Annotated in this window: 10 protein-coding genes; 3 read left to right on the plus strand and 7 right to left on the minus strand. The window is 46.2% G+C overall.

Going from position 1 to position 15018, the window contains the following annotated elements; translation table 11 throughout:
* Positions 1-215: 215 nt before the first annotated feature.
* The 3 genes from C8R30_RS11370 to C8R30_RS11380 all read right to left on the minus strand — a co-directional run bounded on the left by C8R30_RS11370 (position 216) and on the right by C8R30_RS11380 (position 6805).
* Positions 216-1565, minus strand: a complete 1350-nt coding sequence (locus C8R30_RS11370) for a putative O-glycosylation ligase, exosortase A system-associated (protein WP_090670905.1) — start codon at positions 1563-1565, stop codon at positions 216-218.
* A gap of 353 nt (positions 1566-1918) precedes the next feature.
* A complete protein-coding gene (locus C8R30_RS11375; RefSeq protein WP_258192024.1) occupies positions 1919-5320 on the minus strand; it encodes a VanZ family protein in 3402 nt (1133 codons plus the stop codon).
* A gap of 126 nt (positions 5321-5446) precedes the next feature.
* Entirely contained in the window at positions 5447-6805 is a 1359-nt protein-coding gene (locus C8R30_RS11380; protein ID WP_107790157.1) for a right-handed parallel beta-helix repeat-containing protein, read from the minus strand.
* A gap of 340 nt (positions 6806-7145) precedes the next feature.
* Here C8R30_RS11380 and C8R30_RS11385 point away from each other — a divergent pair, with 340 nt between their 5' ends.
* Positions 7146-7559, plus strand: coding sequence for a CopD family protein (locus C8R30_RS11385; RefSeq protein ID WP_090670902.1), 414 nt, complete (start codon positions 7146-7148; stop codon positions 7557-7559).
* Between the two features lie 23 nt (positions 7560-7582).
* Here the strand turns inward: C8R30_RS11385 and def are convergent, their stop codons facing one another.
* Genes def through ligA form a run of 4 tightly spaced genes read right to left on the minus strand, consistent with a single transcriptional unit; the run spans position 7583 to position 11461 of the window.
* Positions 7583-8116, minus strand: coding sequence for a peptide deformylase (gene def, locus C8R30_RS11390; RefSeq protein WP_090670899.1), 534 nt, complete (start codon positions 8114-8116; stop codon positions 7583-7585).
* Positions 8106-8852 carry an S-methyl-5'-thioinosine phosphorylase gene (locus tag C8R30_RS11395; RefSeq protein ID WP_107790158.1) on the minus strand — a complete coding sequence of 249 codons (747 nt, stop codon included), beginning with the start codon at positions 8850-8852 and terminating at the stop codon, positions 8106-8108. The genes def and C8R30_RS11395 overlap by 11 nt, the downstream gene beginning before the upstream one ends.
* A gap of 13 nt (positions 8853-8865) precedes the next feature.
* Positions 8866-9411: a hypoxanthine-guanine phosphoribosyltransferase gene (locus tag C8R30_RS11400; RefSeq protein WP_090670893.1), complete on the minus strand. Its 546-nt coding sequence runs from the start codon at positions 9409-9411 to the stop codon at positions 8866-8868.
* Positions 9401-11461, minus strand: coding sequence for an NAD-dependent DNA ligase LigA (gene ligA, locus C8R30_RS11405; RefSeq protein WP_090670890.1), 2061 nt, complete (start codon positions 11459-11461; stop codon positions 9401-9403). Before ligA ends, C8R30_RS11400 begins: the two co-directional genes overlap by 11 nt.
* Before the next feature lie 274 nt (positions 11462-11735).
* Here ligA and C8R30_RS11410 point away from each other — a divergent pair, with 274 nt between their 5' ends.
* On the plus strand, positions 11736-13943 hold the full coding sequence (locus tag C8R30_RS11410) for a GMC oxidoreductase (protein ID WP_218143468.1): 2208 nt from the start codon (positions 11736-11738) through the stop codon (positions 13941-13943).
* 33 nt (positions 13944-13976) lie between these two features.
* The gene (locus C8R30_RS11415; RefSeq protein ID WP_090670887.1) at positions 13977-15002 is read left to right on the plus strand and encodes a lipase family protein; all 1026 of its coding nucleotides are present in this window, start codon (positions 13977-13979) and stop codon (positions 15000-15002) included.
* The last annotated feature ends 16 nt before the right edge of the window (positions 15003-15018 follow it).

Here is a 15018-nt window from a genome sequence, read left to right on the forward strand (position 1 = left end):
GACTTACCTACGAACGTGTGTCATGAAAGATATTGATCAAGCAAAAAGGGTAAAGAGCGTTTACCACAGACGATAAAGACATGACTAAGTAGCATAATCGGTTTTCTAAGCCAGTCACTAACCATCCCGCAACCCGAACACCATAATGAACATGATCTGTATACTTTTCAATCCGTCTGCGCCAGCTTTCTTCGAATCGACGCTGTGGCAGCAGCTCAGCCATTTCGCAAAGTTTGTACTTGACCATTACCCCGCTTCCCAGAATAGGAAGTTAATCGATATGCAGGCTCATTGATCTGATTTTGAACGTTCATCGCTAATTCTCGCTGTAGAATACGCTGCGTTAAAACCAGCATGACGATTAAATGGTAAGGAAGATCAAAATACGCCAATCCCAGAAACGCTCCTCCGACCGCGTAACCCACCAAACTGACCTGAATCATAGCAGCAAGATCATAGGCCCATTTATGTTCTACAGATTTTTTGGTCAATTTCATAATTTTACTTGCAGTTCTCCAAGCAAGAAATCCTAGGATCAAAAAAACTACCAAACCCAAAAATCCCTGTTCACCCAGCATCTCGAAATAAATGCTATGTACATCATGATAATTTCCAGTGCCCTGCTCGACTAAGCCAGGAGTAAAACGCTCATAATTTTCCTTATGAAAAGATTCAAATCCACCCCCCGTTAGCGGTCGCGCCAGAGCCAATTGATAGGCAAATGTCCATGCTTGTATCCTGCCTTGCGCTGAAGCATCTTGTTCGTAATCGCTGATTGTCGACATGCGATCATGCCATTCTTGCGGCATAAACATGAAAATAAAAGGAATCATGAAAAGAATGACCATAAGCGGCACGAGCTTTTTACTACTTTTCATCCAAAGAAAGAAGCCAATAGCTGCGATCGCGAGTAACGCTCCACGTGACTGGGTACCTAAAATAGCGATAGGTATCAGCACCAAGGAAGCAATTAATCCAGCACGTACCCATTTGTGAGTCGCTTGAAGAAATAAATACCAAACAAGTGGCAGTATGATAACCAATGCCAAGCCAATTTCAGTATTGCCAGCAATAAAACTACCCTCTGGCCCTAACACGTGGTTTGCACCGCCAGAAACCAGTGTAAAGATGCCCCCTTTTACCCCAAAAAAACCAATTGAAGCGATGATAACCCATATCAGGCTTTCAAGTTTCTTCCTATCGCCCATCACCCACAAAGTAATAAAAATGAAAAGCTGGATTTTTATCACTTTATCCCATTGAGCCCATGAACTATCAGGTTGAAGGGAAAAAATCGTGGAAATCAGGAAACAAATATTCAGAACAATTAGCCAGCCGATGATAGGGTGCCAAAAAAACGTTAATTTCTTCCTGGAGACCACTAAAGAGATTAAAGTCACCACAGCAACTATGAGTGCAAAAGGAAAATTGTAGGCAAATCCCCACCCCAGCCTATGAGGATTCATATAGCCAATCCATGACCATAGAAGCACACCGATATGGGGATTAGCGAATACAAAAGGTAATACACCAAAAAATATGGTGGCAACCAGCAGATCTCTCACAGATTACCCCCCTTATTGATATCTCCTTCATAATCATATCGCCAAGCTGCTTTTCTCTTAACGAGGAAGGTATGTCGGGAACAAAAAAACATAAAGGATGCAGAAGGGTTTTTTATTCTAAAAACTCAGAATATTAATTAAAGTGGTAGTTTTATATCGGATCATTTTAGTGAGACTTTACGAACATTGATACTTGCATAGCTAAATAAACTAGCACCCTAATCGAAAAGTAATTTTAACCTTTACAATAACACAATAAGATAAACACTCTCGATGATCTGCATTAAGTTGATAATCCATGCAGTTAACTTGGTATTGTTCGCCCATTATAGCCATCAATAATCAATTTACGGTTATGTTTGTTTCTGAAGAGAAGTCATCTGATATTGAGTGGATAGGGAGCGTTGATCGGCTATCAATCCCGTAATCAATAAAAAGTAGAATAAGAAAGTAAGCCGCGGTTCATCGTTCCAGCTATTTAATATCCCAAGCATTAGTAAGGCAATAAACGAGGCGAATAGCGTAATACTGAAAGAATCACGTTGACGAGCATTAAACAGGCAGCGGATAAGCGTATAAATAATCAGTATCGTAAAACAAATCAGCCCAATCCAGCCTTGTTCAAACAAAATACTCAAATAAAGGTTTTCAATATGCCATGGCAAATGATGATTGGTCGAAAAAAACCAATGATGCATTCCATTTGAAAAATGGCCATTTTGTATCAAATTGCGACCTATTTCATCATATAAAGCTACATTATCAATATCTACCAGCGTTCCATGCCGATCGTTAAAAAGCGAAAGTTTTACCGGACGCTGAAACGGCATCCAAGAAGAAAGAAAATCTTTAGTATCAATCTGTAACTTGTACTGTGTCCACTCTCCACCAGGCTCACTAATCCGAAGTGGTTTTGTTACACAAGTATATGAATGAAGAAGCGATTTCTCGCATACTGTCATAGTCAGAGCAGCATTATCAGATTGACTGAGCAAGTCTATTGTCAGCGTGTATTTCTGCCCGGGCCTAACGTTTACTGATTGCTCGAGGTACGTCAGATCACCACTTCCAAGGCGCAGGATAGTATTGTTGTTTTCTGTGATAAAACGATACGTGGTGAAGCGCGAAGCTACTTCTGCACCCCAATAATATGCTGAAGGAAAGGTGCCCAGGCCGACGCCAAATAGTGCCGCATCACGAAGCTGAAAAATACGAATGGCCTCCTGCCAATGATCAGTGCGCTTGATCATATCTCTTTCGAATGCCGCCCAGCGGGATTGGCTATATCCACCCTGTGCTATTGGCCATGCAACAGCCAATGCGGCTATCGTTAACAGCGATATAGCCGATATATTCACCAGCCGTTGCGTCCTGCCTCGTAGCGAAAGCCACATAAATCCCAGCAATACGATAAATGTCACTACTGCAAACGCAATTTGTCCGCCACGCGAAAACGTGACCATGATGCTGTAAGCCCCCAAACCATATAAAACGATGGCAAACGCTGTTACCCACACCTTCCGCTGCAGCCACGCCCATAGCACTACAAACGGTAATGCGGCTGCCAGATAACTCTCGATATAGGCCCCGCCAACATGCATGCCATGGAAGGAACCCGTAATACGATAATCATTTTGGAAGTTAAAGAGTCCAGAAAAGGTAGCCCTTTCCCACAACACGTACCCTACCTCTAGGGTTAACCCTAACACCATCCCCCAAGTAAGTTTATGTACCGCACACGAAGGTTTAGACCAGGCATGCACTAATAACGGCATGAAGGCCAAAGAGAACAATAAGCCCTTGGCTACACGTAATCCGTTATAAGAACTGTAGTAGCTAGTAAATGCATTATGATCGAGTGGCGCCAATGGCCAGATGCCAAATCCTAAGCTGATGAGTGCCGATATGATAAATAACATCATTAGCATGCTCACGGGTAGGCCTAAAATCGACCAGATGGATTGGCCTGAATACAGGCGCAAATAACCCACACTGATGGTTGCTAACAGCAAAGTATCAAATTCCGTCCAAAATAAACGGCCACTCCAGGGCGATAAATCCAGCACGGGCAGTAAAGCGAGCACCCATACCAACCACAAATCCGGGCGCCACCAAAGCAGGACTACATAGCTCACTAACCATAGTAAAGTCCAGGTTGCTCCCAGTGGATGGGTAAAAGCCGCGAATCCTGCTATAACCAACGCAAGCAAACCGAATACGGTCAACCATAACGGCCGTCTAACGCACTGTTGATCTGAATGATTATGCTGGACGGTAAATGTTGCATAGCGATCAATCTGATGAATCGCTTCAGCTTGCGCTACTGATTTTGTAGCACTGACTTCATTTTCTATTTGGTTATTATCTGAGGCAGTATTGGCAATCGGCTTACCACCACTGACTTTAGTAATAAATAGCATGTTCAACAATCGATACGCCAGTATTGCCGATACTGCTGCAATCAAAATATTGGTAGGATCAGGGTGTGTCCTTTGCACGAGAAGCTTACCCATTTCGATGATACAAGCAAGTAAACCTGCAGCTAGACCTGGTAACAGGGTGCTCCCGCGAACGAGATCAATCGACCATACCCCCCAACGCCATAACCAGAAGAAAATACCAACCGGTGCATAGATCCCTGCTTGAAATAACAGACTGATAAGCGCCCTTTGTTCTGACGTGTAATAGTGATAATAAAAAGGAAGGAAACGAATCTCGTCAAGACGGTCAATGGCATCCGATATGCTGTACCAATCGCCAGAAAACCAGTGGCTTACCAAAGCGAGCAAACACAAATAAGGTAAGATCCCAATTAAAACTATCCCGCGAGTATATTGACGTATCCAGCGCCAGTCGATTTCCGAGATGAATCGCATCAGACTTGCGCCTAGCATCATCCCGATTGCACGAGAAACGATTGATGCTCCTTGGCTAACCCCGGAAGCTATCGCAAACTGTAGCCCCTCGATCAAAATGCCTAACATGGCCCCAGTAATAGCAGCAAGAAAAAGCGGTGCATGCGGCAATGATCGAAACAGAAGTATGGCCAAAGGCATGACTGCCAATACCTCGGGAATGAGTTTCCACATACAGCCGCTTCCGCAAAGGGGTGCAAATAGTAATCCTATATGGCCCGATAACCATTTCCCCTCATATTCGTCGAGTGACAACAAAAAATCATAGGGAAATAAGCTCAGAAGCAAATAAGCCAACCCATAGATCAATAAAATAGCGTGACGTGCTTGTTCGCCACCAATATAAATCGTACTGACAAGTTGAACAGTGCGCCGACCTGCCACAAGCCATAAGACGATACCTAGCACCGCACCTAGAATTTCAGCATATAAATCATTCAACGAAACCGTTCGAGGAGCGAAGAATTGCTGAGTAAATTCGATGCTTACTGCGATCGCAATCGAAAATAATAGTGCCACCATCGAACCAATAATGCGTACCCACTGATGTCGACGCCGACCTGCCAGAAAACCACATAGCAGAAAACCAAGTGGAATATATAGCAATAGATTGGCTACTAAATCCGCACGGTTTGCAACGCCTAGATTTAGAAATGGGATATGAGGAAAGTTCGTCCACGCATCATCAAACGTAAGATCATTCCGCGTGAAAGGTAACAAGCTGCCATAGATCACCAGGATCAAATAGCCGATCACCAGGTAAATCGATATACCCCGATTTTCGGTAGCACTTCCAGCTGCATCGCGAATAGAATAACGAGACGATATAGGTGATCGCAATTATCGCTCCCTTATCTCTGATTTATACTCAAGGAATGGGCGATCAATGAAGTGCACGGCATGATCAGCACGTGAATGTACCAGCTACACTGATCATATCGTTATTGCACCTAATTGTCCGATGCATTATGGCATAACCTTTGGCTTTATCTCCAGCTGAGGTAACCAATTTACCGACCCAGGATAAGCATAGGCACCAAAGCGTTGATCACTCGAATGACCATCGAAATCCTGATTCCAATCAGGATACACGCTTGCTTTTGAACGATCGATTTTGATTTGATTCATTGTCTGAATCTGTGGCGTGAGATTCATCTGTCCGGGTGGCCGGAAAGGTTGCACGAGGTAGTTTTGTGCAGCCTGATAACTTCTTAGGAAGTTATTATCATCATGATGAGTGGCAATACCTGTCAGGGGTCTTTGCGCAAAAATGGCATTATTAGCAATCCATTGAGGAAATGAAACTACTTTGTGCCTGTTCGCAAGATGGATCCCGCTGCCGGCAACAAATACTGTATTGAAAAAAATGCTTACCTTCCGGGGATTATCTTTGTGCGGTTGAATGCGTATGCCATTACCCAGGTGATTGACAAAAATATTGTTGTATAACGCTATATTCCCTTCGCCCTGAAATAACGACTCATAGGGATTTTGGTAGAAGAAATTGCCATAAATCAGATACTGGTCATTCTGCCCTGCTCCCGAAAGAGGCCAGTGTCCCACTAACACATTAGGGCGAGCCATTTTCTTCACACCATTGTTAGCGGCTTTACTGAACACATTATGCCTGATGATGGTTTTACTCGCATCACCCGGCATTTCTGACAAGGTTGGGCGTGATTGTTGATGCGTGATTCGCAGATTGTACCCCAAGGTATCGATAACGAGATTATGTTCGATCAACCCTGCCACAAAGGGAGCGCGCCCATCCGAATCTCCCAGGTAAATCCCCGTGCCTGCTCCACTTATGACATTGTCGCGAATGACCCAATGCCACGCAGGGCATTTAGTGGAAATGGCCACGATTTGCTGGTTATGGTCATGTCGGCGAATAAATAGCTTTTCAAGCGTAATGTGGTGCGCCCAGTCTGCATGGCCTTCACATTTCACTCCATCGACAGGCAAGCCTTGCCCATTGATCTCCAAATCGCGTATCACGACATGGCGCGCATTAACGATACTGATCGTATTATGGCCTGACCGCCCTACAAAGATTGCGCGTGACCCATTCTCCGGACCAGAAATGGTAATAGGGGCGCTCTTACTTCCTTGCAAATGATGAATGGGCAAGCCATGTCTATACACACCAGGCATGAGCTGCAAATGATCACCAGCCTGCAAACTCCTCAATTTAGCCAGATAGGTATCCGGAGATTCAATATAAGTTTGTCCAGCGAATACCGGCAATGCAATCATCACGAAAGAAAATCCTACTGCCAACCGTCTAATGCTGAGTTGCCTACAAACACAGTCAATTCGGTTCATAGTGAGCCCCAAAGCTATCATTTGTTGCCTAAAAATAAAACAAGCTATAAACGAGTTGATGGCTTATTCTCTTCACCCGCTTGAAAGACGCCATGGCGCGTACCCAAATCGTCCTGATACAGATATATCTTGTTCTTCGGCGCCCTCAATCGGCGCCTCCGAGCATCATCTGCCTTGTTTTGCATTCGGCCGACGTACGCTCTGCTCTGCTCTGCTCTGCTCAAGTCAGGATTCCAGGTTGAACTATATTATCACCACAATTTATCATATCGAAGTTTGCTTGTCTGACAGTAGCGTAAAATATGATCTATCTTTTCGATAAACGTAAGGTTGCCTAATTATGCTCTGGATTAAATCAATACATATTATTTTTATGGTCACTTGGTTCGCAGGCTTGTTTTATTTACCACGGCTGTTTGTTTATCATGCCATGTGTACCGATCAGGCAGGCATTGATCGTTTCAAAGTAATGGAGCGTAAACTCTATTACGGCATCATGACGCCTGGCGCACTGTTGACGATCATTTTCGGAACCTGGTTATGGCTTGGATACGGTTTCTCAGGTTTGTGGCTGTATGTAAAGCTCGCTTTGGTCATTCTGCTAATCGCATATCACATTTATTGTGGCAAGTTGTTACTCGATTTCAAACATGACCGCAACCGACATAGCCATGTTTATTATCGTTGGTTCAATGAAATCCCGGTTATTATTCTATTTGCAGTCGTTATCCTCGTCGTGGTCAAGCCCTGGTAATTGAGTAGATCCAAGAATGGAATTTATTCATCCATGACCTCTTCACCCGGAAACAACACATCAGTGAAACCGAAAGTGCGAAAATCGGTAATGCGCATGGGGTAGAGTATGCCTTGCAGGTGATCGCACTCATGTTGTACCACGCGTGCATGAAACCCCTCCACACTCCGATCGATGACATGACCAAATTGATCCACTCCCTGATACCGCAGCTGTGTATAGCGTGGCACCCTACCGCGCAGTCCTGGAACACTCAAGCAGCCTTCCCAGTCTTCTTCCATCTTTTTCGTTAATGGGGTCAAAACTGGGTTGATCAAAATGGTGAAGGGCACGGTCTCCGCTTTTGGATAGCGAGGGTTATAGCTCACCCCGAAAATGACCACTTGCAGATCAACGCCTATTTGTGGTGCAGCCAAACCCGCCCCATTGAGCGCTGCCATCGTATCCTGCATATCTTGAATCAGTCCATCGAGCTCGGGCGTATTGAATTTGTTCACTTTCTTAGCGACTTGCAGCAGACGAGGGTCGCCCATTTTCAAAACAGTTCTAATCGTCATTTATTATTACCAAATGTTCCAATATATTTCTCACACTTTCCATAGCTTTATCCAAAACAGCATAAACCTCTTCCAACGGAATTGCACGTATACTCGCACCCCGACCGGCTGCATGATTGGCCACTGCCGCGATTGCCGCATAGGAAAGCCCCAACTCCCTAGCAAGTACGGCTTCTGGCATACCCGTCATGCCGATCATATCAGCGCCATCTTGCTCTAATCGATTCACTTCGGCCGCCGTTTCGAGCCGCGGTCCCTGCGTTACAGCATACACCCCGCCATCTATTACGACTTCATTTGCTAGTTTTGCAGCTTTAAACAAATAATCACGCGCTCTCGAACAAAAAGGATAAGTAAAATCGGTATAGGTAATGGGCCTATCAGTGTTATCGAAATAGGTAAATTTCCTGCCATAGGTATAATCGATAATTTGATCAGGCACTACGATTTTCCCTGGCGACAAATCCGATCGTATGCCCCCCACCGATACGACTGCAATCACCCTTTTGGGCTTAAACAAATGGAGAGCCCAAAGATTGGCGCGATAATTGACAGCGTGAGGCGGTATGGTATGTCCATGACCATGCCGTGCTAAAAACACAATCTCGTGATCTCGAATCTTACCAAATGTCAGTGGGCCCGATGGCTCGCCATAGGGCGTTCTCACGATCTGTCGATGTGAAATTTCCAAGCAAGGAAGCTTGGTCATCCCGCTCCCCCCAATAATTGCGAGCATACTTCTCTCCACTTTACGCTTTCATCGCATAGATAGCGGGCAAGTTCCGCCATATTCCCTGCACATCCATGCCATAACCAAAGATATACCGATCTGGTAACGAAATCCCGACAAAGTCTGCATAAACCGGCTTCTCACGATCGATCAATTTATCCACCAACACCGCACTATAAAACGCTTTCGCTCCTGCTTCCATGAGGCGTTGACGGATTGCGGCCAGCGTGAGTCCTTCATCCAGCACATCATCTAAAACCAGAACAACCCGCCCTGTTAAATCGGTTCGAGGTAATGCCTCCCACTGAATGGACCCACCTTGAAGGGCACGATTATAGCGGGTCACATGCAGATAATCGAAATCCAGAGGAAAATTTAACAGGGGTAGTATTTGGCCGGTAAATACAATGGCCCCACTCATCACACTCAAAACCAAAGGATATTGATTTGAGAGTTCGGCAGTAATCGCTTGTGCCATTCCGTGAATCGTCGATGTCAACACATCAGCAGGAACGATCAACTCAGCATCCGCCAGAAGCTGTCTGGCCTTTTCATCAACCAACATCATCCTTGCTCTCGCACTTCTCTGCTCGGCCTTCCAGCAATTCAATCAACCCAGCTTCGTCGAGCAATGGCACAGCTAATTGAACGGCTTTGTCGTATTTGCTGCCCGGGTCAGTACCCACGACAACATAATCGGTTTTCGAGGAAACACTACTCGTGACTTTTCCACCCAGACGCTCAATTCGATCTTTGGCTTCATCACGTGCCATGTTGGGTAATGTGCCTGTCAGCACAAAAGTCTTACCCTGTATCAGGTGACTTCTGGGTACAGCCATTTCGTTGCTTTCGCTCCATGTCACACCGCAGCTTCGCAGTTGTTCGATCACCTCGCGATTGTGTGATTCGGCAAAAAAATCAGCGATACTTAACGCAACCACCGGGCCGATATCCGGCACTTGCTGCAATTGACCGGCATCCGCAACCATCAACCGATCAAGCTGACCGAAATATTGCGCTAGCGTTTTGGCTGTCGATTCGCCTACATGACGAATACCCAGCGCATAAATGAATCGGGCAAGTGTCGTATTCTTACTTTTTTCGATTGCTTGCAAAACGTTGTTGGCAGATTTCTCCGCCATGCGCGCCAAGCTCGCCAAAGCGGCTAGACCGAGTTTATAGAGATCGGCAGGCGTACGCACAATAGATTGATCGACCAATTGCTCCACCAGTTTCTCCCCAAGTCCCTCGATGTCCATAGCGCGGCGCGAAGCAAAGTGCAAAATGGCCTGTTTCCGTTGGGCGGGGCAAAATAGGCCACCGGTACAACGGGTAACCGTTTCGCCCGGCAAACGCACAGCACGGGCACCACATACCGGGCAAAGATCAGGCATCGAGAACGGTTTAGCATGACTGGAACGCTGCTCGGGAACAATCCCGACTACTTCCGGAATGACATCTCCGGCCCGACGCACGATCACTTTGTCACCGATCCTAATTTGTTTACGCTTGATTTCATCTTCGTTATGCAACGTTGCGTTGGTTACCGTGACGCCGCCGACGAATACGGGCGCCAATCTGGCCACCGGGGTCAAAGCGCCTGTTCTTCCTACTTGTACCTCGATATCCAGTAAATCGGTTACCGCTTCCTGGGCGGGAAATTTATGTGCAATCGCAAACCGCGGCGCACGTGATACAAATCCGAGTTGTTTCTGTTGCGTCAAATCATCCACTTTATACACGACACCATCGACGTCGTAAGGCAGCCTATCCCGCGACGCAGCCATCTGTCGATAATAAGCCAGTAAGGCTGCAACTCCGCTTACCACCTTATATTCACATACCACCGGAAAATGCAGCGAAGCTAAATAGGCCAGTTCTTCACTATGCCGCTTATACGGAATCGTCCCCCCCTCGTGAACACCAAGGCCATAGGCAAAAAATGTCAATCTGCGTCTCGCTGTGATACTGGAATCGAGCTGCCTGAGTGAACCGGCAGCAGCGTTGCGCGAATTGGCAAATAACTTTTCACCTTTTTTTTGCTGCTCTAGGTTAAGCCGCTCGAAATCGGCTTTCAGAATCAGCACCTCGCCCCGCACTTCCAGTAAAGCAGGCGGGAACTGAACAGGCAATCTGAGCGGAATGGATTTGATGGTACGTAAATTAGCGGTAATATCTTCGCCCGTATAGCCGTCACCCCGTGTCGCTCCTCTTACCAACAGCCCGTTTTCGTAAGTCAAACCCACCGCTAACCCATCAAATTTAGGCTCCACTGCATAGTCGACGTCATCTATCTTCAATTCTTCTCTGATGCGCCGGTCAAACGCCTCCACCTCCTTGTCTTCAAATGCATTATTGAGCGATAGCATCGGCGTACGGTGGACGACCGACCTAAATTCCTTGAGCGGAGCTGCACCCACACGTTGTGTAGGTGAATCAGGGCTCATCAGTTCTGGATAGCGCTGCTCGAGCTGCTGCAATTCACGAAACAATCGATCGTATTCCGCATCCGGTATGATGGGCGCATCCAAAACGTAATAGCGATAATTATGATTTTCTATTGTTTCACGCAATGATTGCATCTGCTGCCGTATTGTTTCGATCGATTCTTCCATTTTTTTCGAACGCTGCTCACACGAGGTGTCATTAAGATATTTATGTCAAGCTGGAAATGGCATCATTTTTTACCGCTATTCTAGGCGTTTTCCAATCCACCATACACCTAACATCACGATATTCTCAGAACTTATGAATTTCAATCGCACAAAAACACCTGGCGAAATGAGTCATCACTTGACAGCATTATATTCCGAGAGCATTATTTATCTAAGATCATCTATTAAACCCATTGAAATTCTTATCTTTTAATTCTTTTTTGGGAAAAGGGCTATGAGTACATCTTTGACGTTCAAAGAAACCATGTCGGGCTACTTCGCTCTCGGAGCAATCGATCCTGCTGCGGGTGTGCAAGAAGGTAAACAAAACGGTACTACACTTGCAATGCACGCTAGGGTTAGTTTAGATGATCTGGATCGCTTCCTGAGCGACCCAACTCACTTAGGCTCATTAACCGGGACAATAGACTTCCCCCCCCTGGGAATGGGTATCGTAGCAAATAGCGGGGTTTTCAATTTATTCAAGCCCACTGATGATCCCGATACGACTTATATGGTCTACGAATTAGCTTTCCAGCATGAAGGAAAAGATTACTATTTAGCTGGCCACAAGAATGTGAGGGATGATCATGGTTTTGATCTCTGGTCTGATACCACCACCCTATACACTTGTTTATATCAAGGGAAAAACAAACAAGGTCCGATTGTGGGAGCAGGCATTCTGACACTGGGTGTCAAGCAATTGACTGATCTGCTTTCGACCATCGAAGTGCCAGGCGCAGCGAGTCTCGCTGAAAAAACGCGGGCGATTGAAAAATTTGGTGCCTTCTTTGCAGGTAAGTTATGGGATAGCTATGTCATCCCAAAATTTGGCAAGCAGATCATCGATAAATCCCATGACGAAACGCTGCACTACGATGTCATTGTGATTGGCAGCGGTTTTGGGGGGGCGATTACAGGCTGCAGGCTAGCAGAAAAAGGATTGAAAGTTTGTATTCTCGAACGAGGTCGGCGTTGGGAAGTCAAGGATTATCCGCGCGATCCAAAAGATGCCTGGTGGTGGTCCAACGAGAAACCCGCAGAATTAAATGGCTGGATTGATATCCGCGCCTATCCAGATATGGCTGTCGCGCAATGCAGTGGTGTCGGCGGTGGTTCATTGATATACGCTAATATTTTTGTTGAAGCTGAACCCTTTGTTTTCGAATCCGATTGGCCTAAGGAAATCACCTATCAATCCTTAAAACCGTATTATGAAAAAACTGGCAAAATGCTCAATGTGCAGGAAGTGCCCGATAATCAGTGGCCCGCCAAGATGAAACTGATGAAAGAGGCTGCCGATAAAGGTGGCTATGGTGACCGCTTTCGTAAAATACCGCTGGCAGTCACCTTTGATCCTGAATTTAGCTACGATCGCCCAGATGCTTTCGGTGACCAACACACCAAATACCATATCAATGCATTTGGTCAAGAACAAGGAACCTGTGTTCATTGCGGCAATTGCGATATCGGTTGCCAAGTCAAAGCACGCAACACACTGGATTTGAATTACATCCCGCTTGCCGAACAGCATGGCGCAATAGTCAAACCACTCCACTTGGTGCAACGCATCACCCCTCTGCAAAATGGCCAAGGTTATCGCGTTGATTTCAATGTCATCGATATTGACAGGCATAAACTGTCACCCGGCTTTCTGAACGCCAAGAAAGTGATCGTAGCAGCCGGCACCATGGGTACCAATGAATTACTGCTACGATGTCGTGATCAATACGGTACACTCCCTAATCTCAGCCCGGTCCTTGGAACAGGCTGGAGCTCAAACGGTGATTTCCTGACACCCGCAATCTACCCGAACCGCGATATCTCGCCCACTCATGGACCTACGATCACCAGTGCCATCGATTTTCTGGATGGCTCCTTCAAAGGACAACGATTCTGGGTGCAAGATGGGGGGTTCCCGAATCTGATGAAAGATGCGGTCACTGGCTTGAGCAAGGATCATCACTATGGGCACTTCTTCAGTACATTACAAACGCTAGTTAAAAATAAAAGCCCGTTATCATCCATCATGCCCTGGTTTGGGCAAGCTGTTGACGCTTCAGATGGCGTGTTAAAGCTTTCACGAAGCTGGATCCCCCCTTTCCGCCATAAAATGCATCTCGATTGGAATATCAAGAAATCTGAAAAGACTGTCCAGGCATTAATCGATATGCACGTACAACTTTCCAAGGTAACAGGGGGCGAAGCCAAGGTTCCCCTGACGTGGTCCGTCCTAAAAAATTTGATCACACCCCATCCGCTAGGAGGGTGCCGTATGGGTACAAGCAGTATGGATGGTGTAGTCGACCATAAAGGAGAAGTATTCGGCCATCCAGGCCTGTACATCGCTGATGGTTCTATCATTCCTAGAGCGGTTGGACTGAACCCTTCGCGCACGATTGCCGCGCTTGCGGAGCGTATTGCTGAGTTGATCAACCCTTGATGTATTAACGACCTAAACTTGAAGGAATACTCCATGGAGCTGACAGAACGCATTGTTCCTTTCACGGCGGGCGATGGAATGGCGTTGAACCTGATCAATATTCGTTCTGCCGCCCATCCTCCGACACTTGGGCCAGTTATTCTGGTGCATGGCGCAGGTGTGCGTGCCAATATCTTCCGTGCACCCGAAAAAGAGACCATCGTCGATGCGTTGGTAAATGCGGGTTACGATGTCTGGTTGGAAAATTGGCGCGCCAGCATCGATTTTCCCGCCAATACCTGGAACCTTGATCAGGCTGCGCTTTATGATCATCCCAAGGCGGTACAAAAAATATGTGAAGAAACCGGTCATGCTACGCTGAAGGCGATCATCCATTGCCAGGGCTCGACCAGCTTTATGATGTCTGCTGTAGCAGGTCTGGTGCCACAAGTGACAACGATCATTGCCAACGCCGTTACGCTGCACCCCGTGGTTCCCGCTTGGTCAAGATTCAAGCTCAATTTCGTCGTGCCGTTGGTAAATGTGTTTACCCCTTATGTCAATCCTCACTGGGGAGTCGAAGCACCAAACTGGATCGCCAAAATCATGACAGCACTGGTCAAGCTTACACATCACGAATGTAACAATACCGTTTGCAAATGGGTAAGCTTCACCTATGGCAGCGGATTTCCGGCATTATGGCGTCACGAGAATATAAGCGAAAACACCCATGAATGGCTAAAAGAAGAATTCGGCAACGTCCCGATGAGATTTTTCAAACAGATGGCCCGTTGCGTGCATAAAGGCCATTTGGTTGCGGTCGAGGGTTACCCTGAATTACCGGACGACTTTGGTCTCATGCCACCCAAAACGGACGCACGCTTCTCATTTTTTTGTGGAGGTAAGAACCGCTGCTTTTTGCCAGAAAGCCAGGAAAAATCGTGGGCTTATTTTGACAAACTAAAACCAAACTTTCATACCCTGCATAGGCTACCTGAATACAGTCACCTGGATATCTTCATGGGTAAGCATGCCGCACGCGATGTGTTTCCCATCATGATTGAAGAACTCGCCAAATAACCTGGAGAAAACATAA

The organism is Nitrosomonas nitrosa (assembly GCF_003051105.1).
GTDB classification, from domain to species: domain Bacteria; phylum Pseudomonadota; class Gammaproteobacteria; order Burkholderiales; family Nitrosomonadaceae; genus Nitrosomonas; species Nitrosomonas nitrosa.

Coding starts and splice junctions, on each gene's coding strand:
- ligA (WP_090670890.1), bottom strand. CDS start 11,461: ATGGAAGAATCGATCGAAACAATACGGCAGCAGATGCAATCATTGCGT.
- C8R30_RS11395 (WP_107790158.1), bottom strand. CDS start 8,852: ATGCTCGCAATTATTGGGGGGAGCGGGATGACCAAGCTTCCTTGCTTG.
- C8R30_RS11385 (WP_090670902.1), top strand. CDS start 7,146: ATGCTCTGGATTAAATCAATACATATTATTTTTATGGTCACTTGGTTC.
- C8R30_RS11415 (WP_090670887.1), top strand. CDS start 13,977: ATGGAGCTGACAGAACGCATTGTTCCTTTCACGGCGGGCGATGGAATG.
- C8R30_RS11380 (WP_107790157.1), bottom strand. CDS start 6,805: ATGAACCGAATTGACTGTGTTTGTAGGCAACTCAGCATTAGACGGTTG.
- def (WP_090670899.1), bottom strand. CDS start 8,116: ATGACGATTAGAACTGTTTTGAAAATGGGCGACCCTCGTCTGCTGCAA.
- C8R30_RS11400 (WP_090670893.1), bottom strand. CDS start 9,411: ATGTTGGTTGATGAAAAGGCCAGACAGCTTCTGGCGGATGCTGAGTTG.
- C8R30_RS11410 (WP_218143468.1), top strand. CDS start 11,736: ATGAGTACATCTTTGACGTTCAAAGAAACCATGTCGGGCTACTTCGCT.